This window comes from Photorhabdus stackebrandtii (genome assembly GCF_011189495.1).
GTDB lineage: Bacteria > Pseudomonadota > Gammaproteobacteria > Enterobacterales > Enterobacteriaceae > Photorhabdus > Photorhabdus khanii.
The window spans coordinates 1-18,883 of the sequence record NZ_PUJV01000019.1 but is presented as its reverse complement, the minus strand read 5'-3'; the positions used below and the strand labels follow the sequence as shown (position 1 = coordinate 18,883).

At 42.8% G+C, this 18,883-nt stretch carries 18 protein-coding genes; 11 read left to right on the top strand and 7 right to left on the bottom strand.

From position 1 onward, the window contains the following. Positions 1-3: 3 nt before the first annotated feature. Positions 4-324, bottom strand: a complete 321-nt coding sequence (gene cyaY, locus C5470_RS15245; RefSeq protein ID WP_166290445.1) for an iron donor protein CyaY — start codon at positions 322-324, stop codon at positions 4-6. Between the two features lie 78 nt (positions 325-402). On the opposite strand from cyaY, the gene lptM reads away from it, so the two are divergent. The 7 genes from lptM to corA all read left to right on the top strand — a co-directional run bounded on the left by lptM (position 403) and on the right by corA (position 7,097). Further along, a complete protein-coding gene (lptM, locus tag C5470_RS15240; RefSeq protein ID WP_166290443.1) occupies positions 403-588 on the top strand; it encodes an LPS translocon maturation chaperone LptM in 186 nt (61 codons plus the stop codon). A 47-nt stretch (positions 589-635) separates the two neighbouring features. After that, the gene (dapF, locus tag C5470_RS15235) at positions 636-1,460 is read left to right on the top strand and encodes a diaminopimelate epimerase (protein ID WP_166290441.1); all 825 of its coding nucleotides are present in this window, start codon (positions 636-638) and stop codon (positions 1,458-1,460) included. A gap of 33 nt (positions 1,461-1,493) precedes the next feature. Continuing rightward, a complete protein-coding gene (locus C5470_RS15230; protein WP_166290439.1) occupies positions 1,494-2,198 on the top strand; it encodes a DUF484 domain-containing protein in 705 nt (234 codons plus the stop codon). Further along, positions 2,195-3,106 (top strand): tyrosine recombinase XerC, encoded by a 912-nt coding sequence (gene xerC / locus C5470_RS15225; protein WP_166290437.1) that lies wholly within the window; start codon positions 2,195-2,197, stop codon positions 3,104-3,106. The genes C5470_RS15230 and xerC overlap by 4 nt, the downstream gene beginning before the upstream one ends. Continuing rightward, positions 3,106-3,822, top strand: coding sequence for a 5-amino-6-(5-phospho-D-ribitylamino)uracil phosphatase YigB (gene yigB, locus C5470_RS15220; RefSeq protein WP_166290435.1), 717 nt, complete (start codon positions 3,106-3,108; stop codon positions 3,820-3,822). The genes xerC and yigB overlap by 1 nt, the downstream gene beginning before the upstream one ends. Before the next feature lie 66 nt (positions 3,823-3,888). Next, complete coding sequence (gene uvrD, locus C5470_RS15215) at positions 3,889-6,051, top strand: DNA helicase II (RefSeq protein ID WP_166290433.1); 2,163 nt, start codon at positions 3,889-3,891, stop codon at positions 6,049-6,051. A gap of 95 nt (positions 6,052-6,146) precedes the next feature. Further along, on the top strand, positions 6,147-7,097 hold the full coding sequence (gene corA / locus C5470_RS15210) for a magnesium/cobalt transporter CorA (RefSeq protein ID WP_166290431.1): 951 nt from the start codon (positions 6,147-6,149) through the stop codon (positions 7,095-7,097). A gap of 276 nt (positions 7,098-7,373) precedes the next feature. On the opposite strand, the gene C5470_RS15205 is transcribed toward corA, so the two are convergent. The 3 genes from C5470_RS15205 to C5470_RS15195 all read right to left on the bottom strand — a co-directional run bounded on the left by C5470_RS15205 (position 7,374) and on the right by C5470_RS15195 (position 9,330). Then, positions 7,374-7,832 carry a GNAT family N-acetyltransferase gene (locus C5470_RS15205; protein ID WP_036844161.1) on the bottom strand — a complete coding sequence of 153 codons (459 nt, stop codon included), beginning with the start codon at positions 7,830-7,832 and terminating at the stop codon, positions 7,374-7,376. A 17-nt stretch (positions 7,833-7,849) separates the two neighbouring features. Next, a complete protein-coding gene (gene rarD / locus C5470_RS15200; protein WP_166290429.1) occupies positions 7,850-8,740 on the bottom strand; it encodes an EamA family transporter RarD in 891 nt (296 codons plus the stop codon). A gap of 119 nt (positions 8,741-8,859) precedes the next feature. Beyond that, positions 8,860-9,330, bottom strand: coding sequence for a thioesterase family protein (locus C5470_RS15195; RefSeq protein WP_166290427.1), 471 nt, complete (start codon positions 9,328-9,330; stop codon positions 8,860-8,862). Between the two features lie 296 nt (positions 9,331-9,626). Between C5470_RS15195 and recQ the strand changes: the two genes are divergently transcribed. The 4 genes from recQ to C5470_RS15175 all read left to right on the top strand — a co-directional run bounded on the left by recQ (position 9,627) and on the right by C5470_RS15175 (position 14,183). Then, on the top strand, positions 9,627-11,453 hold the full coding sequence (gene recQ / locus C5470_RS15190) for an ATP-dependent DNA helicase RecQ (RefSeq protein WP_166290425.1): 1,827 nt from the start codon (positions 9,627-9,629) through the stop codon (positions 11,451-11,453). Between the two features lie 14 nt (positions 11,454-11,467). Next, complete coding sequence (gene pldB, locus C5470_RS15185; RefSeq protein WP_166290423.1) at positions 11,468-12,466, top strand: lysophospholipase L2; 999 nt, start codon at positions 11,468-11,470, stop codon at positions 12,464-12,466. Positions 12,467-12,489: 23 nt separating this feature from the next. Then, entirely contained in the window at positions 12,490-13,290 is an 801-nt protein-coding gene (yigL, locus tag C5470_RS15180) for a sugar/pyridoxal phosphate phosphatase YigL (protein ID WP_166290421.1), read from the top strand. A gap of 446 nt (positions 13,291-13,736) precedes the next feature. After that, positions 13,737-14,183: an H-NS histone family protein gene (locus tag C5470_RS15175; protein WP_166290419.1), complete on the top strand. Its 447-nt coding sequence runs from the start codon at positions 13,737-13,739 to the stop codon at positions 14,181-14,183. A 1,557-nt stretch (positions 14,184-15,740) separates the two neighbouring features. Here C5470_RS15175 and C5470_RS15170 read toward each other — a convergent pair. The 3 genes from C5470_RS15170 to C5470_RS15160 form a co-directional block, all read right to left on the bottom strand. After that, the gene (locus C5470_RS15170) at positions 15,741-16,709 is read right to left on the bottom strand and encodes a hypothetical protein (protein WP_166290417.1); all 969 of its coding nucleotides are present in this window, start codon (positions 16,707-16,709) and stop codon (positions 15,741-15,743) included. After that, positions 16,706-17,674 carry a hypothetical protein gene (locus C5470_RS15165; protein ID WP_166290415.1) on the bottom strand — a complete coding sequence of 323 codons (969 nt, stop codon included), beginning with the start codon at positions 17,672-17,674 and terminating at the stop codon, positions 16,706-16,708. Before C5470_RS15165 ends, C5470_RS15170 begins: the two co-directional genes overlap by 4 nt. Continuing rightward, the coding region (locus C5470_RS15160; protein WP_166290413.1) for a hypothetical protein at positions 17,671-18,883 on the bottom strand (1,213 nt) is incomplete at its 5' end. The genes C5470_RS15160 and C5470_RS15165, both read right to left, overlap by 4 nt.

Genomic DNA, 18,883 nt, shown 5'->3' with positions numbered 1-18,883 from the left:
CAATCATTGAAAATTGAACAGTTCACTACTTTGTTCTGTGATGGATTGCGCTAACATGGTCAGGAAATTGCCGCCGCTACGGTCACAAATCCAATGACCCTCTTTATAATCAAAATGATAACCACCGTTTTTGGTTGCCAGCCAGATTTGATGGAAAGGTTCCTGACGATTGATAATAATTTTGCTGTCATTATCAAAGCTCAGGGTCATGACACCGCCATTGGTTTCACAGTCGATATCAGCATTGCCATCATAATTATCCAGTTGCTCTTCGATATAAAGCATCAGTTGATCAGCTAACTGATGAAATTCACTGTCGTTCATTTTCATTTCCTATTTGCTTTTCGGGGCCTAACTGCGATTATAGAGAATATTGACGTATGAATTACAGGCATTAATGCGATGAAGAAAAAATTACGCGGGTTTCTGGCAATCATAACTTTATCTGTACTTTCCGGCTGTGGACTAAAAGGCCCGCTCTATTTTCCTCCAGAACAACCATCGGCAGAGAAGACTAAGACCGCAGCTCAGGCTCCCGTGAAGACTGTGCAGCAAGGGCAGAAAGTGGATAGTACCACTCAGAAATAGGCGGGATAAGCGAGTAGTTAGTACTGCGGCTTACGGTGGAGCATTATATGCAGTTCTCCAAAATGCATGGTCTTGGTAATGACTTTATGGTCGTTGATGCTGTGACCCAAAATGTTTATTTCTCACCAGAACTGATCTGCCGTTTGGCCGACAGGCATACTGGTGTGGGTTTCGATCAGTTGTTAGTTGTTGAAGCACCTTATGATCCGGATCTGGATTTTCACTATCGCATTTTTAATGCTGATGGTAGCGAAGTGGCGCAGTGTGGCAATGGGGCGCGTTGTTTTGCCCGTTTTGTCCGCCTTAAGGGGTTGATTAATAAGCGTGATATTAAAGTCAGTACGCAATCGGGACGTATGGTATTGAGTATCACCAATGATGATCAGGTTTGCGTTAATATGGGGGAACCTGAATTTGAGCCACATCATGTGCCATTTCGCGCGTTAAAGGCAGAAAAAACCTATATTTTAAGAGTGGTAGAAAAAACGGTTCTTTGTGGCGTGGTTTCTATGGGGAATCCTCATTGTGTGATTCAGGTAGCCGATGTGGAAACTGCCGAAGTGGGAATTCTGGGGCCAGCTTTGGAAAGCTACGAAAGATTTCCTGAACGGGCTAACATAGGTTTCATGCAAATTTTAAACCGTGGTCATATTCGCTTACGGGTTTATGAACGTGGTGTTGGGGAAACTCAGGCTTGTGGCAGTGGTGCTTGTGCAGCGGTAGCCGTCGGCATTCAGCAGCAATTGCTCGATAGTCATGTTCAGGTAGACTTGCCGGGAGGTTCATTGTTTATCTGTTGGGAAGGGCCGGGGCACCCTCTCCATATGACTGGGCCGGCGACACATGTTTATGATGGCACAATTCATCTGTAATCGATTTTGTTTTGAACTGCGGGGCATCGGAAGATGGAAAAAAAAGAAGAGCAGTTAAACATCGGTGGTACACTCGATGACCAAACTGTTGTGGATTATTTGTTGGAAAACCCTAATTTCTTTATCCGCAATGCAAATGTCGTTGAACAGATGCGGGTTCCTCACCCGATAAGAGAGACGGTTTCTCTGGTTGAATGGTATATGAGTCGCCAGAGAACACGTATTGCTTATCTGGAAGAAAATATAACCCTGCTAATGGAGCAGGCTAGAGTAAATGAGCAACTGTTCGAGCAGTTGCTTAAACTACTTGTTGATTTAGCGGCGGCAGAGAGTTTGCAAGATATGCTTAGTCGGTTGAATTCATGGGCTAAGAGTCTGGGGTTAAATGGCGCCAATATCCGTCTTTTTAGTGATAAATGGCATATTGGCGCACCGCTTAATGCGCCTGATTTAGCGCTTTCTCGCAATGCTTTTGAACCAATTCGTATTCATCGTTTTGGTAATAATAACCACTATCTCGGGATGTTGAACGGGCCGGAAATTTTATTGTTGTTACCACAGGTTCGTCATGTCGGTTCGGTTGCTGTATCTCTACTGGGAACTCGGGGAGAACTGGGTATGGTGATATTTAACAGTCGAAATTATCAGCATTATCAAGACGGCATGGGAACTGACATGCTTGATAATCTGGCTAAATTACTGCCGGATATACTGTCTCGTTGGATTAAACGGATATGATGCAGGGAATTGATCTGTTACTGGAGCCGGTTGAGGCATTTTTGAGGTATCTCAGGGTAGAGCGCCGGCTAAGTCCGGTGACTATCACTAATTACCGACGCCAGCTTTCCACATTGGCTGGGATGGCTTTAGAAATAGGTATCAGGCAATGGAACGATCTTGATCCTGCGAAAATCAGAATGTTAGTAACACGTAGTCGTCGTGCTGGCTTACAATCGGCTAACTTGGCTTTACGCTTATCTTCTCTGCGCAGTTTTTTGGATTGGCAGGTTACTCAGGGCGAGATTTCCGTTAATCCGGCAAAGACCATCAGCACACCGGGGACTAAGCGACATTTACCGAAAAATATTGATGTGGATGAAGTGGATCAACTGCTGAACATCAATTTCAATGATCCATTATCAGTGCGTGACCGGACGATGCTGGAAGTGATGTATGGCGCTGGATTGCGTTTGTCAGAGCTGGTGGGTCTTGATTGCCAGCATCTGGATTTTGAAAGTGGGGAAGTATGGGTTTCAGGTAAAGGCAGTAAAGAGCGGAAGGTCCCTTTGGGACGGATCGCTGTTGAATGGCTTAATCGCTGGCTGGAGATGCGGGAACTGTTTGAACCGGAGGATAATGCGGTTTTTATTTCAAACAGCGGACGGCGGATATCAACCCGTAATGTACAGAAGCGATTTGCGCAGTGGGGAATTCGTCAAGGGATGAGCAGCCATATTCATCCTCATAAATTGCGCCACTCCTTTGCCACTCATATTCTGGAATCCAGTGGTGATTTGCGCGCAGTTCAGGAACTGCTTGGTCACGCCAGCTTATCCAGCACACAAATCTATACCCATCTGGATTTCCAGCATTTGACAAAAGTATATGATGTGGCCCATCCCAGAGCCAAACGGGGGAAATCGTAATGCGTTTTTACCGGCCTCTTGCGTCAGTCTCAGCAATGACATTTGATCTGGATGATACCCTTTATGACAATCGTCCAGTGCTAGATAAGACGGAACAAGAGGTGCTGAATTTTATACGGCAATATGATCCTAAGTTCAGTCACCTTGATCGTCAGGATCTGTATGCTTTCCGTGAAGTGATATTTGAGCAAGATCCTGAAATCTGCCATGACATGACCTTGTGGCGTTGGCAGTCTGCAAAGCTGATGTTTTGCCATTACGGTTTTAGCCGTGAAGATGCTTGCCGGGGCGCGGATGATATCATGGCCCATTTCTCCCACTGGCGCAGCCGGATTGATGTGCCGGAATCAACACATAAAACCCTTGCTGCGCTTGCTGAACAGATGCCATTGGTTGCCATTACTAACGGTAATGCAGAACCTGCGGCCTGTGGTCTTGCGCCTTATTTTAAATTTGTGCTGAAAGCCGGCCCTGATGGGCGCGCAAAACCTCATAGTGATATGTACCGTCTGGCAGCAGAACGCCTGGGTTTACCACTTGGGAAAATTTTGCATATTGGTGATGACCTGAATACTGATGTGGAAGGGGCACTTCGTAGTGGTATGCAGGCTTGCTGGATTAATACAGAAAATAAAAAACTATTGCAGACGATTGAGAGCCGCCTGCTGCCGCACATTGAGATTTACGATTTGGCTTCTTTGACAGCATTGATATAATCATGAAATTATTCTGTATAAAAACACAGCAGGCTGTGGTCGCTGTTTAATCAACTGATGGTAACTATGGACATCTCCTATCTGCTCGAAAGTCTGAATGACAAACAACGTGAAGCCGTAGCTGCTCCGCGGACCAACATGTTGGTACTGGCCGGGGCGGGGAGTGGTAAAACCCGGGTTCTGGTACACCGAATTGCCTGGTTGTTGTCGGTGGAGAATGCCTCGCCATTTTCCATCATGGCTGTGACCTTTACCAATAAGGCGGCTGCGGAAATGCGCCACCGGATTGAAAACTTGATCGGTACCAGCCAGGGAGGAATGTGGATTGGTACGTTTCACGGTCTGGCTCATCGTTTGTTACGGGCGCATCATTTGGATGCCAATTTGCCGCAGGATTTTCAGATTCTTGACAGCGAAGATCAGCATCGTTTGCTCAAACGCATTATCAAGGCGATGAATCTGGATGATAAACAATGGCCGGCTCGTCAGGGTATGTGGTACATCAACGGTAAAAAAGATGAAGGGTTGCGGCCACAGCATATTGAAAGTTATGGCAACCCTGTTGAGGCGACATGGCAGAAAATTTATCAGGCTTACCAGGAAGCGTGTGATCGTGCGGGATTAGTAGACTTTGCAGAGCTTCTGCTGCGGGCTCATGAACTGTGGCTGAATAAACCGCAGATCCTGCAACACTACCGTGGTCGTTTTACAAATATTCTGGTGGACGAGTTTCAAGACACCAACAGCATTCAATATGCTTGGATCCATCTGTTGGCGGGGGAAACGGGCAAAGTGATGATTGTCGGGGATGATGATCAATCTATTTATGGCTGGCGTGGGGCGCAGGTTGAGAATATTCAGCGTTTCCTGAAAGACTTCTCCGGCGCAGAAACTATCCGTTTGGAGCAAAATTACCGTTCCACCAGTAATATTCTGAAAGTTGCTAATACATTGATTGCCAATAATAGTGATCGCTTGGGCAAGAATCTGTGGACTGACGGTGTAGAAGGTGAACCGATTTCCCTGTATTGTGCATTTAATGAGCTTGATGAAGCCCGTTATGTGGTTAGCCGGATTAAAAGCTGGCTTGAAAATGGCGGCGCACTGAAAAACTGCGCCATACTTTACCGCAGCAATGCCCAATCCCGCGTATTGGAAGAAGCGTTGCTACAGGCATCAATGCCGTATCGTATTTATGGTGGTCAGCGGTTCTTTGAACGCCAGGAAATTAAAGATGCGTTAGCTTACCTGCGCCTGATTGCTAACCGCAATGATGATGCGGCGTTTGAACGGGTGGTGAATACGCCTACCCGTGGCATCGGTGACAGAACGTTGGATATAGTGCGCCAGGCTGCTCGTGAACGGCAGGAAACGTTGTGGGAGTGCTGTCAAATATTGCTTCAGGAGAAAGTGCTGGCTGGTCGGGCAGCGTCTTCCTTACAGCGCTTTATTGAACTGATAGAAGCATTATCGACAGAAACCAGCGATATGCCGTTACATGTGCAGACTGACAGAATTATCCGTGATTCTGGCCTGAGAGCGATGTACCAGCAGGAAAAAGGTGAAAAAGCACAAGCACGTATTGAAAACCTTGAGGAACTCGTCACGGCAACCCGCCAGTTCAGTTATCAGGATGAAGACGAAGATCTGATGCCATTACAGGCATTTCTTTCTCATGCAGCGCTGGAATCAGGAGAAGGTCAGGCTGACGCTTATCAGGATTCGGTGCAACTGATGACATTGCATTCAGCCAAAGGGCTGGAATTCCCACAGGTATTTATTGTTGGAATGGAAGAAGGCATGTTCCCAAGCCAGATGTCGATTGAAGAAGGCGGGCGTTTGGAGGAAGAACGTCGGCTGGCTTATGTGGGCCTGACACGTGCAATGGAAAAGCTGACAATCACTTATGCAGAAAGTCGCCGTTTATATGGTAAAGAAGTTTATCATCGGCCATCTCGCTTTATTGGTGAGCTGCCGCCAGAATGTATTGAAGAAGTTCGGTTACGTGCGACAGTATCTCGTCCAGTCAACCATCGTCGGTTAGGTACGCCAATCAGCTCCAATGATAGTGGTTATGCTCTTGGGCAACGTGTTCGTCATCCTAAATTTGGTGAAGGAACCATTGTCAATATGGAGGGGAGTGGTGAACATAGCCGGCTGCAAATCGCGTTTCATGGGGAAGGGATTAAGTGGCTGGTTGCTGCTTATGCCAGACTTGAAACGGTCTGAAAATAATATCCAGGTTGAATGTTGACAGGCTTTTTCCTCTAAGCGTAACATTCGCGCCTTACGATCACGTAGGGAGTAAAGGAGACTTATGATACATGCTGAGCGCATTTAAGTTAGAGAATAATCGCCTGCTCCGCCTTGAGTTTGAAGAGGGAGAAAAGTTATCTGATTCCTTGTGGGTAGATTTGGTCGAACCGGAAGAGCAAGATCGGCTTCAAGTTCAAAATGAATTAGGCCAAATTTTGGCGACCCGACCGGAGCTGGATGACATTGAGGCGTCAGCGCGTTTCTTTGAAGATGAAGACGGGATACATGTCCATTCGTTCTTCTACTTTGAAGATGCGGAAGACCATGCTGGCAACGCAACAGTTGCATTTACTATTCGTGATGGTCGTCTCTATACATTGCGAGAGCGTGAACTCCCTGCATTCCGATTGTACCGTATGCGGGCCCGTAATCAGACACTGATTGACGGCAATGCCTATGAAGTACTGATGGATCTGTTTGAAACCAAAATCGAACAGTTGGCTGATGTTATCGAAAATATTTACAGCGTTCTGGAATCCTTGAGCCGGGTCATTATGGAAGGGAAGCAGGGAGATGAATTTGATATCGCCCTGTCCAGCCTTGCTGAACAGGAAGACATTGGCTGGAAAGTGCGTTTGTGTCTTATGGATACTCAGCGTGCGCTCAACTTTCTGGTGCGGCGAGCCCGTCTGCCGGGCGACCAGCTTGAGCAGGCCCGTGAAATTCTGCGGGATATCGAATCCCTGTTGCCACACAATGAATCCCTGTTTCAGAAAGTTAACTTCCTGATGCAGGCAGCAATGGGCTTTATCAATATCGAACAGAGCCGGATCATCAAAATCTTCTCGGTGGTATCTGTGGTATTCCTGCCCCCAACGCTGGTGGCTTCCAGTTATGGTATGAACTTTGAGTTTATGCCGGAGCTTCATTGGCCGTTCGGTTATCCGGGCGCGATCGGGCTGATGATCGCTGCTGGTCTTGCGCCGTATCTTTACTTTAAGCGGAAGAATTGGTTGTAGATAGATAAGCCACAGTAGAAATAAAGGCGTTGGCAGATAATACCAACGCCTATTTTAATGACAAAAATATTCGTTGAGATTATTAAATACTTAATCCGAAGTCAGTTAAGACAATGGAAAAAAGAGACAACTATTTTAGTTCTGGTTTTTTTAGTCGGCCAATAAATCAAATGAAAAGCTTGATAATGCTCAATTTGGTTAACCAAATTATTAACTTAATTTTTCCCATGCTTGGCAATTTCCCTTATATAAATAACGATTTCTCCTCTAGATAACTTATTTCTCCAGAGACGTACTTATCATAAGAATCGCTGTTCCAAATTGAGTACGTTCTTCCCCTAAACGTTCAAAGCCAAGAGCACTATAAAACCCTGCAGCTTGAGGATTAGCCAGCACCCATAATAATATTCCTCCTTTAGTATGAACGTTATTCAGTGCTGTTGTCACCAACTGTCTGCCAATACCTTGATGCCAGACAGTGGGTTCAACAAATAATCCATCAAGTTCTGCCTCTCCATCAGAATGTGGTAATACAACACTGAATCCCAAAATGACGCCAGCTTGTTCTGCAATATAAACATACCCTGCTTCAATATGTTCTATAGGGAGCGCTATCATGTGGGGATTGGCTAATAATAATTCTCGATCTTCTTCCCACATGAGAGATGCTCGTAACTGGAGTGCTTCAAGGGCAGCTCGTTCTGCGATTTTGGCCAGTCTGATGGTTATTTCCATGTAATAAAGTGATTCTGCTATGTTTTCAACCTGCGCTGTGTATAAAGCGCATCCAGCGTAAACAGCACTAATGCTGCCCAGATAAAGCCAAAAGTAATCAGGCGGTCCGTACCTATTTGCTCGTCATAGACCAGTATTGCCAGTAAAAACATCAACGTTGGGCCGACATACTGGAAGAAACCCAGCGTAGATAGACGCAAATGGGCAGCGGCTTCGGTGTATAGCAGTAATGGAACCGTGGTGATAATGCCTGCGGCAATCAGCAGTAAATTCAGTGTCGTTGAGTTGGCACTTAAGTCGCTGGTTGGGGTGTTGGCAAAACCAAACAGGTAAATAGATGCAACGGGTAGTAACCACAGTGTTTCAATCGTCATACCCGTTTTAGCATCAACATTCATCTTCTTACGAAGCAGGGCATACAGAGCGAAAGTGACGGCCAGACTTAACCCAATAACAGGTACGGAGCCAAATTGCCATAACTGGATTAATACGCCAGTGAAGGCCAGAGCAACGGCAGCCCATTGCATCCGACGGAAACGTTCACTTAGAAACAGCATACCAAACAAAACGTTAACCAGTGGGCTAATGAAATAACCCAGGCTGGCTTCCAGCATATGACCGTGGTTCACTGCCCAGATATAAATCAGCCAGTTACAGGCAACAATGGTCGCCGTCACTGCCAATAGCAGTACTTTTTTAGGTTGACGAAAAACATTGGATACCTGTGACCAGTGACGGGTTACTGTTAGCAGCAGCAACATAAAGAAAAATGACCAGATAATACGATGCGTCAAGATTTCGTCGGCAGGTACTTGCTGAATGTATTTAAAATAAACTGGGGCAATTCCCCAAATAAAGCAGGCACCGAAGGCGTACAAAACGCCTTTGGTAGTTTGTGGCTTATTCATGTTGTCCTAATGTTAATAAAAAGTAAAAAGTGATGTAATGGATTTCTGCCCGTTAACATGAAAATAATATGTCACCGGGCTGAATATTACGCAAGGGATTAATATATAAAATGGTATGACTAACCGACCAGATAAGTCGCCGTTACACTGGCGATATGTGCTCTCTGCTCGTTATGCAGTTCAGCTCTGGCGACAGAAACTTTATTTCCATTGCGGATGATACTGCTGGTGGCCGTAAACACTTCACCACGGCCAGGGCGTAGATAATCCACCCGCAAATCAATGGTCCCCATTGTTGATAATCGCTTTTCTAACTCTTCTCGTGGAATTGGTGTTATACGGGTTAAGGCATTACCGACACAGACCAATCCGGCACAGACATCCAGCACTGATGCAATCACACCGCCATGTAAAATCTTCTGTGCGGTATTCCCTACCAGCTTACTCTGATTATGGAACTGTATTTCTGCGTAATCCTGTTCAAACCGGAGCAGCTCAAGCCCTAATATCTGGTTAAAAGGCATATGGTAAATAAAAAAATTACCAATTAGCTGGCGGGCTTCCTCTAGGGTTACTTGCGTTGTAGACATTTAATTTATCTCCAAATAAAGGTACGTGTTATTAATACCACTTTATATAGTTAATAAATTGTTAATGTTATGCTTTTATTGCCAACCTTACCAGTTTGCGAGGCGTCTCGAGAAACAATCTGAGCAAAATTAAAGTTCGTGTGTAAAATAATCTGTGTTGCTTTTTTGACGCTTTATAAATGACAACGGTGTTTGTTATGTATCGGGCTTGTTGTTGAAGTAATTATTGCGAGAGTAAGATAACATAATGCGCAGATGCTTAAGCGTCTGTGATTTTTTAATGGTTGAGGAAAAGCGTGTCTACCGCAGAAGTCATCAATACGATATCACTGGCAGAGCAAGTATTGCGGGAAACCTTTGGTTATCTGCAATTTCGGCCTGGTCAGCAACAAGTCATCAATACCATTCTTGAGGGGCGTGATTGTCTGGTCATTATGCCGACGGGTGGTGGCAAATCACTGTGTTACCAAATCCCGGCGCTGGTGCAGGAAGGATTAACCTTGGTCGTTTCTCCCTTGATCTCTTTAATGAAAGATCAGGTGGATCAACTGCGGGCGAATGGTGTCGCAGCTGATTGCCTGAATTCAACTCAGGCCCGTGAACAGCAGATGGATGTGATCCGGCGTTGTCGTCAGGGCGTGATCAAATTGCTGTATATCGCTCCAGAACGCTTAATGATGGATAACTTCCTTGAACAGCTTTTGGAATGGCAACCTGCTATGCTGGCTGTGGATGAAGCTCATTGTATTTCACAATGGGGCCATGATTTCCGGCCTGAATACCGGGCGCTGGGACAACTCAGACAACGCTTTCCAACATTACCTTTCATTGCGTTGACGGCGACCGCTGATGAAACAACCCGCAATGATATTGCCCGACTATTGAATCTCAATAATCCGCTTATTCATATCAGCAGTTTTGATCGCCCCAATATTCGTTATACCTTGATAGAAAAATACAAACCATTAGATCAATTATGGTTATTTATCCGCGGTCAGAAAGGTAAAAGCGGCATTGTTTACTGCAACAGTCGCAATCGAGTTGAGGAGATATCAGAACGTTTACAAAAACGTGGTTTAAGTGTAGCGCCATACCATGCTGGGTTAGATAACAGCCAACGTGCCCGGGTACAGGATGCGTTTCAGCGTGATGATTTGCAGGTTGTGGTGGCGACCGTGGCATTTGGTATGGGTATCAATAAACCCAATGTTCGGTTCGTGGTTCATTTTAATATTCCACGTAATATCGAATCCTATTATCAGGAAACAGGGCGTGCCGGGCGTGATGGTTTACCTGCGGAAGCGGTGTTGTTCTATGATCCGGCTGACATGGTATGGCTTCGCCGTTGTTTGGAAGAGAAAACGGCTGACACACAGCAGGATATTGAACGGCACAAGCTTAATGCGATGGGGGCCTTTGCCGAAGCGCAAACTTGCCGCCGTTTGGTGTTATTGAACTATTTTGGCGAAAGCCAACAAACCGCTTGCGGTAACTGTGACATCTGCCTTGATCCACCGAAAAATTATGATGGTTTGGTGGATGCGCAAAAAGCGCTTTCTTGTGTTTACCGGGTTGGTCAGCGTTTTGGTATCGGTTATATTGTTGAAGTGCTCAGAGGCGCGAATAATCAGCGTATCCGCGATTTAAAGCATGATCGTTTACCGGTTTACGGCATTGGTAAAGAGCAAAGCCAGGAGCACTGGGTCAGCGTGTTGAGGCAGCTTATTCACTTAGGCTTTATCAGTCAAAACATTGCCAATTATTCTGCATTACAATTAACAGAAGCTGCGCGGCCAGTATTGCGTGGTGAAGTTCCGCTGAAACTGGCTGTTCCACGGATACAGAGCCTGAAAGGGCGCAGCCAGCAGAGTAAATCATATAGTGGCAATTATGATCGCAAATTATTTGCCAAGCTGCGTAAATTACGGAAGTCTATTGCTGACGAAGATAATATCCCGCCTTTTGTTGTATTTAACGATGTCACGCTGATTGAAATGTCAGAGCAATGCCCGGTTACGGCTGAAGAAATGTTATTAATCAACGGGGTTGGACAACGAAAACTAGAACGTTTTGGTAGCGTTTTTATGGCTTTGATCTGTAAACATCTGGAGGAGTGTGAATAGCTTGGAGATGATTTATGAAGCCCGAAATGTTGAAAGAGAGCTGGCTTAATCGTGAGATACAGTTTTCTGCTTTTGCCAACGGGCCTCTGTTAGATTTCTGGCAAGCCAGGGAAGAGCATGAGTTTATCGGTGTTGATAATGTACTGATACGCTATGTCCGTTTTTGTGCAACAACCCGGAATCATAGAGCAGTCGTTATCTTGCCGGGCCGTAGTGAAAGTTATGTCAAATACCCGGAGGTGGCATTTGACTTTTATCACCTTGGTTACGACGTTTTTATCATTGACCATCGTGGACAGGGGCGATCAGGCAGGATGCTTGAAGATCCACAGAAAGGGCATGTAGAAAAATTTGATGACTATATTGATGACGTTGAAACGTTCATAGAAAGAGAAATTCTCCCTCGTTATTATTCTCACTGTTATGCGTTGGCTCATTCAATGGGCGCGGCAATATTAGGGGGATTCTTATTACGTCACAGTCAGATTTTTGATGCAGCGGCCCTTTGTGCTCCTATGTTTGGTATTAACTTACCAATGCCTCATTGGTTGGCTACTTTGCTGGTGAACCGGGCAGAAAGGCGACCGGCTAGACGAAATAACTACGCAATACTGACTGGAAAATGGCGACCGTTGCCCTATTTGATAAATCTTCTGACACACAGTTATGAACGTTATAGTCGCTATCTCCGTTATTACGCGGATTACCCGGAATTACGCATAGGCGGGCCGACATATCATTGGATGCGGGAAAGTATGCGGATCGGCAATATATTGATAGAAAAAGCAGGAAAAATTGAGACGCCACTGATGGTCTTAAAAGCCAGTGAAGATAAAGTCGTTAATAATCAGCAGCTACGGGCTTTTTGTGAATCACATCGGAAAGAGAGAGCTTTCATTGAAGGGCAGTCACCTTTGATTATTCAGGGGGCACATCATGAGATCCTATTTGAAAAAGATAAATTACGCAGCCAGGCACTCAATGCTATTTGTGACTTTTTTGACCAGAATTGATTCAATTAATAGGAACGATAACTATGTATCACATTGTTGCTTCAGATTTAGACGGTACTTTGCTGTCTCCTGATCACAAATTAACGTCTTACACCAAGGAAACCCTTAACTTACTCACAAACAAAGGCATTCATTTTATTTTTGCTACCGGCCGTCATCATGTGGATGTTTCCCAAATTCGCGATGGGCTTGGTATTGATGCCTATATGATCACCTCCAATGGGGCCAGGGTACATAATACCGCGGGTGAACTGGTTTTCAGCCATAACGTTGATCCTGATATTGTGAATGACTTGTGTCTGATGGAGTTTGATAACCCTGATATTCTGACCAATTATTACCGTCATGATGACTGGTATATGAATCGTGAAAGTCCTGAGCAGGAAGAATTTTTTCAGGAGTCAATATTTCATTATCGGCTTTTTGAGCGTGATAATTTTAAGACTGATGGTGTATGTAAAGTTTATTTTACCTGTGAAGATCATGATCTATTGCTCATATTGGAGGAATCTATCAACGCACGTTGGGGTGACAGGGTGAATGTCAGTTTCTCGTTACGTAATTGCCTGGAGGTCATGGCTGGTGGCGTTTCCAAAGGTCATGCCCTTGAACAGGTAGCTAAATCTATGGGCTATAAACTCAGTGATTGCATCGCTTTTGGTGATGGAATGAACGACCTGGAAATGCTGACGATGGCTGGTAAGGGCTGCATTATGCAGGATGCTCACCAACGTTTGAAAGATATCCTGCCAAATATGGACGTCATTGGTTCAAATGCTGATGATGCTGTTCCCTGCTATTTATGCAAAATGTATCAGGTTTAATTGCTCAGTCATAATTGAGCGCTATTGGTGCTCAGATTACTGACGAAGTGCTGATTATTTATCTGGCGCTTTATGTTAATCAAGTTCCGTTCGCCAAACGGAGCTTGCCGTCATGTTAAGAATATTCCTCCACGAAAACTTTTCTTGTTGAAAGGGCTTGCTTGAAGATCTTGTTTTTCACAATTATCTGATTCGTAAAATCGATACTGCCGTTGATTTCGGATTTATCCGTAGGGCTATTGCTTTGAGACAAAATCAGTATGGTTTTAAAATCTGAAAAAAGGGCAAGGGTATTACGAAGAAACAGATAAAAACTTTAATTATTAAAGGTAAAACAGAAATGATTAAGGATTTTTTTAAGTAGGTAAAAAAATCGGTGATATACTGACATTGAAAGAGAAAACATCAGGAAAAACGGATTTTAAATATATTAACAAGGTGACAAAATGACAGAGTTAACCAAAGAACAAGAATATGAGATTGTATCAAAATATTTAACAGGATTAACCACATTAAGAAAATTTGCTCAAACAAAAGATTTCGATTGGCTGAAAGAAGTTTACCAAAAACTAGAGATAATCGTTGACGAAAGCCGGGAATCCTCCAGATTAGCCAGATTAGAAATAGAAGAAAAAGAACAAAAACGTTTAGAAGTATTAAGAATTATTGAAGAAATGGGCTTTGATATTAATACCATTAACATACCTATTACCCTATCTGGTTTTAAACCTAAAAAATCAAATACAGGAAAAGGAAAACCGAGAAAACCTAAGTATCAGTTTAATGAAAATGGAGAGGTTAAATACTGGTCAGGAAACGGAAAAAGACCATTAGGTTTACAAAAACTGCTCAATGAAGGCCATTCATTAGATGAGTTTTTAATTAAAAAATAATAAAATCCTCGGAATGATAATTACTATACTCGCTGAGCCTGTATTTTAACATTTTTCGCTTTCTATTTTTGCTTGCATTTCCCTTTTGGGGAGATTGCAAGCTTCTTTTTATCGGTAATTAACTCAGTTATCTATCAGCCAAGGGTGAAAAAAATAGATCCTCGATTAATGCCAGATTTTTAAGAGATACAGGGTGACTAAAAGCGGGTTATTCCCTGCTATTTTTAATTCATTTATCAGAGATTATATACTCGGTTTATTTTGCATTTACCTAATTTGCTATGATTATTTAAGAGAGTGAATGAAGAAATATTAAAAATTTTGTATAAATGGTGGATTTAAATAAATACGACTTTTCAGAAAGAGAATTAATTGCATTTAATAAAAAATCATTAACCATTAATAGAAAATTGAGAATAAACCAGTATGCAAAATAATAGTATTTTACTAGGCTGGCATTTAAGCGGTTTCTCGTCATTATTGTATGAAGAAAACTATAAAAACAAAAAGGGGTGTTTTTATCTCATCAGATCATTTACTTGCTGATTTATGAAGACAAAATAAAGGGTGGTAACTTATTAAGATTACCGGTAAAACAACATCAGTAAAGATAAAAAGTGAGTATGATTGACGTTGATTAAACGTAAAACACGATATCCCCATGATGATTAAAATCAGGTGTTAAAAGTAGTAAAAAACCGTTAAAACTCTATACTGATTAAAATTATATAAAATAATAACATTTAAAGCTTTCCCATCATATATTTACCTAACCTGTTATAATCATTTAAAAGCACGAATGCAGAGATATTAAAACTTTTATATAAATAGTGGATTTAACTCAATAAATTTAAGTTTTCAAAAAGAGAGTTAATTGCATTTAATTGAAAACCATTAATAGTGAGTTGAGAAAAATCAGCATGTAAAAAATATTATCTGATCAAATGGGTATTTAAGCGATTTCTCGTTGTTATTTTATGAAGAAAACCTTAAAAATAATGCAATAAAAAAATGGATAAAACGGTTAATTTAGCAGGATTTAAGCCCTGAAAAAGGAAGTGATTATCTGAAAAAAACAGAAAATGGTGGCTTATTAAAATTGTTTAAGATTACGGGTAAAACAGCATCAGTAAAGATAAAAGGTGAGTATGATTAACGTTGGTTAAACATAGAACATGATATCCGATGATGATTAAACTTAATAAAAAGCAGGCATTAAAATCGGTAAAAACAACGTTGAAAACTTTATACTGATTAAAACCGTAAGTTAAAACAATGACTTTTAATAACAGTTTAAAGCCCGTCTGTCATAAAACACAGGGCGAACGAATTGTTGGGTTATCCGGTTGATGGCTTTCTGAGGAAGTTGATGGGCATAATTTACTTGACCGGGAGGAGCGCGGACGGTTGCCGGAAATGTCCTATGCCCAGTAAAATATTATCGACTCCGCGGATGAAGCATCTAGCTTTCCTGAATGGTCTACGTATCAATTCTGATGTCAGCTAAATCCAGTGCATTGATATCTTTCTCAATGATGGTCTTGATGTCGGCAAACTTCATTCGGAAAGATCTTCATCAGGGGGACCTAGGCGATCTAGTTCTGCCAAAATCAACGGAATCTGATCCTCTAAATCAGCGGGTCTTTTATCTTTACTCCACCAGATAAGGGGCCCACGGCGTTTATAATCCACCTTACTGACCGCTTCTTTGCCGTTTAATAAGAATTTCACCATAAAGGCGACTGCCAGTGCTTTATCATTGCCACTGCTTAAGAAAGCAAAGGAATAACTACTGACGTTAGGGATAAAACCACGCCCGATAAGTTGATTGTTCTCGTCCAGGCCGTAGACTTTGAGGAACAGAATATTAGTTTTTTCCAACATGCCTAATTGTGGATAACGGGCAGCATAGGCTTTACCTTTATACCAGGTGTAAAAGATCTGCCGTTCACGATCGATAATTAATGGTGCTTGTCTCTGCCAGAAAAAGATACAATAAACAAAAGGTGGAATAATCAGTAGGTAAAGCAGTAAAAATGTCATATCGGTTATTAAAATATCATTGCTATATTCATAAAAATTATAGCGATAGTGCAGGTATTTTTTTAGAGAAATTTCTTTATCATTACCGATATAACGGGCACCTTTCATATAATCCGGCAAATCATTGCGTAGATAAAATTTTTCACCACATTCTTTTTTGACTATATTAACCCAACGGTGAATGTATGCTTCACCACTTCTTCTCTCTCCGATAAACGCGTTAATATTTAGGATAAGACTACTGATAATTCCTAATGTAACCGGGATCAAGGCAATACTCCGGGCGCGGCGTTGAGTATTATGAATATGACATTCCTTATTATCAAGGTAGTCTAGTATTTCCACATGTTTGATAGTTTCTTCATCCTTAATATCCGGTGGTGCGGCCAGAAGTTCTTTTTCCCAGCAAGCCAGCCGTTTGGCTGGCAGTGGATGAATAGTGGGAAACCATTTTTTGAGTAGATTTTTTAATGTTGCGTTCATTCGGAAAGATCTTCATCAGGGGGACCTAAGCGATCCAATTCTGCCAAAATCAACGGAATTTGTGTGTCTAAATCAGCGGGTCTTTTATCTTTGTTCCACCAAATAAGCGGTCCACGGCGTTTATAATCCACTTTACTGACTGCTTCTTTGCCGTTTAATAAGAATTTCACCATAAAGGCGACTGCCAGCGCTTTATCATTGCCACTGCTTAAGAAAGCAAAGGAATAACTACTGACGTTAGGGATAAAGCCACGTCCAATAAGCTGATTGTTTTCGTCCAAGCCATAGACTTTGAGGAACAGAATATTAGTTTTTTCGGCCATGCCTACTTGTGGATAACGAGCAGCATAGGCTTTACCTTTATACCAGGTGTAAAAAATCTGTCGTTCACGATCGATAATTAATGGTGCCTGACGGTGTGAAAAAAATACGGCCCATACGAAAGGTGGAATAATCAGCAGATAGAGCAACAGGAAACCTATGTCGACTTTAAAAAAATAGTCACTGTATAGATAATAGTTATAGCGGTAATATAAATATTTTCTTAGGGAAATTTCTTTATCGTTACCAATATAACGGGCATTTTCCATATAATCAGGTAGGTCATTACGTAGATAAAATTCTTCACCATATTCCTCTTTTACTAAATTGACCCATTGATGAATACCTCTCTCATCATTTTTACGGTCTTCGATAAATCCGTTAATATTTAGAATAAGACTACTAATAATCCCCAGTGTAACCGGGATCAAGGTAATACTCCGGCCACGGCGTTGGGTATTACGAATATGACATTCCTTATTATCAAGGTAGTCTAGTATTTCCACGTGTTTAATGGTTTCTTCATCTTTAATATCTGGTGGTGCCGCCAGAAGTTCTTTTTCCCAACTGGCCAGCCGTTTGGCTGGCAGTGGATGAATAGTAGGAAACCATTTTTTGAGTAAGTTTTTTAGGCGTTGCTTCATAGTGTGCGTTCTCCATCAAAACTACCCTTAATAGTATTTTCCTCTGTAGGTTTTTCTCCCCATAAATAGCGCAAAGGAGCGATAACATTGTCTGACTGCTGGTAATACCAATATAGCTTGCTGCGATAAGGGTTTACTTCGCGTCCTTCTGTCGTGACTATTTCCAATGTGGCTGTGTTGCCATTCAGAGTTAGCTTCGCCTGTTCTCGTGCGGCCTTGAATGTGGCATCGCGAAAAGTGTCCCGTGTATACTGGCGACGATTAATGGTAATAGTGATAATTTGTGCACCGAGATAGTATATTTCATTTTCTTTAACGAAAAGCCCATATATTTCCGAAACTCCCATTTGGAAGGCAGGTAAGGTAAAGTGGTAGGTCGTTTTTCTGTATTCCCTATGTATTTTCAATTGTGGCTGAATAAAGAGATTTAAAAACTCCTGGTTTTCGATAATAAAATGATTTTGGGTATCATTGTTCATTCTTCTTGCTGTTTTAAGTTGTTCTGATATTTCAGGTCTTCCTTTTTCTCCCCAAAAATCATATTTTTTCCCTGACCCCCAAAAACAGTTATTCAGCGTTTTCTCCAAATCTGACCAGGCACTGCTAGCCTGTACAATACTGCCTCCGATAAGCAAACTGGCCCCTACGATTATCGCAGTGAGTACGCCCCCAGTCAGGAAGGTGCCTGCGGCAGCCCCGATCCAGACCGCTGTGGTCAAAATAATATAACCTGTTCCTATTGCTACCTGACTATAACCTTCTACACTATTACCCACTTTGAATGCATTACTGGCATCATAGAAGGAGACCAACGCCCCTAAATAACCTGCGACACTGCCGGCAACCCGGGAGAATTGATTGACTACAGCCACATTGACAGAAGGCACTTTTATGTTGCTCATCAGTGCCCTGACTATCGGGGAATTCACTTTACTTGCCAGCGTCGAACCGAGGGAGGCCAAATCGGCACTCATACCAATCACCGCGGTACTAAAGCGCAGCAGGCTCATATAGGACGGTCCGGGCTGTAACGGGTTATTGCGGGCATATTCTGTCTGCATAGCCACATCCGCTAGGGTGAGAGCATTTAGAAACAGGCTGGTGCCGGTCAGTGAGGAGTCAAACAGTAAACCAATGGACGGTTTACCGGCACCGTCTAAGGTAAAAAGCTGAACCGGCGAGTCTGCAAGGGTCTTAACGGCGGGCAGG

What these genes read in the sequence shown, in the direction of transcription:
- cyaY (WP_166290445.1), bottom strand. Translation starts at nt 324, where the DNA reads ATGAACGACAGTGAATTTCATCAGTTAGCTGATCAACTGATGCTTTAT.
- lptM (WP_166290443.1), top strand. Translation starts at nt 403, where the DNA reads ATGAAGAAAAAATTACGCGGGTTTCTGGCAATCATAACTTTATCTGTA.
- dapF (WP_166290441.1), top strand. Translation starts at nt 636, where the DNA reads ATGCAGTTCTCCAAAATGCATGGTCTTGGTAATGACTTTATGGTCGTT.
- C5470_RS15230 (WP_166290439.1), top strand. Translation starts at nt 1,494, where the DNA reads ATGGAAAAAAAAGAAGAGCAGTTAAACATCGGTGGTACACTCGATGAC.
- xerC (WP_166290437.1), top strand. Translation starts at nt 2,195, where the DNA reads ATGATGCAGGGAATTGATCTGTTACTGGAGCCGGTTGAGGCATTTTTG.
- yigB (WP_166290435.1), top strand. Translation starts at nt 3,106, where the DNA reads ATGCGTTTTTACCGGCCTCTTGCGTCAGTCTCAGCAATGACATTTGAT.
- uvrD (WP_166290433.1), top strand. Translation starts at nt 3,889, where the DNA reads ATGGACATCTCCTATCTGCTCGAAAGTCTGAATGACAAACAACGTGAA.
- corA (WP_166290431.1), top strand. Translation starts at nt 6,147, where the DNA reads ATGCTGAGCGCATTTAAGTTAGAGAATAATCGCCTGCTCCGCCTTGAG.
- C5470_RS15205 (WP_036844161.1), bottom strand. Translation starts at nt 7,832, where the DNA reads ATGGAAATAACCATCAGACTGGCCAAAATCGCAGAACGAGCTGCCCTT.
- rarD (WP_166290429.1), bottom strand. Translation starts at nt 8,740, where the DNA reads ATGAATAAGCCACAAACTACCAAAGGCGTTTTGTACGCCTTCGGTGCC.
- C5470_RS15195 (WP_166290427.1), bottom strand. Translation starts at nt 9,330, where the DNA reads ATGTCTACAACGCAAGTAACCCTAGAGGAAGCCCGCCAGCTAATTGGT.
- pldB (WP_166290423.1), top strand. Translation starts at nt 11,468, where the DNA reads ATGAAGCCCGAAATGTTGAAAGAGAGCTGGCTTAATCGTGAGATACAG.
- yigL (WP_166290421.1), top strand. Translation starts at nt 12,490, where the DNA reads ATGTATCACATTGTTGCTTCAGATTTAGACGGTACTTTGCTGTCTCCT.
- C5470_RS15175 (WP_166290419.1), top strand. Translation starts at nt 13,737, where the DNA reads ATGACAGAGTTAACCAAAGAACAAGAATATGAGATTGTATCAAAATAT.
- C5470_RS15170 (WP_166290417.1), bottom strand. Translation starts at nt 16,709, where the DNA reads ATGAACGCAACATTAAAAAATCTACTCAAAAAATGGTTTCCCACTATT.
- C5470_RS15165 (WP_166290415.1), bottom strand. Translation starts at nt 17,674, where the DNA reads ATGAAGCAACGCCTAAAAAACTTACTCAAAAAATGGTTTCCTACTATT.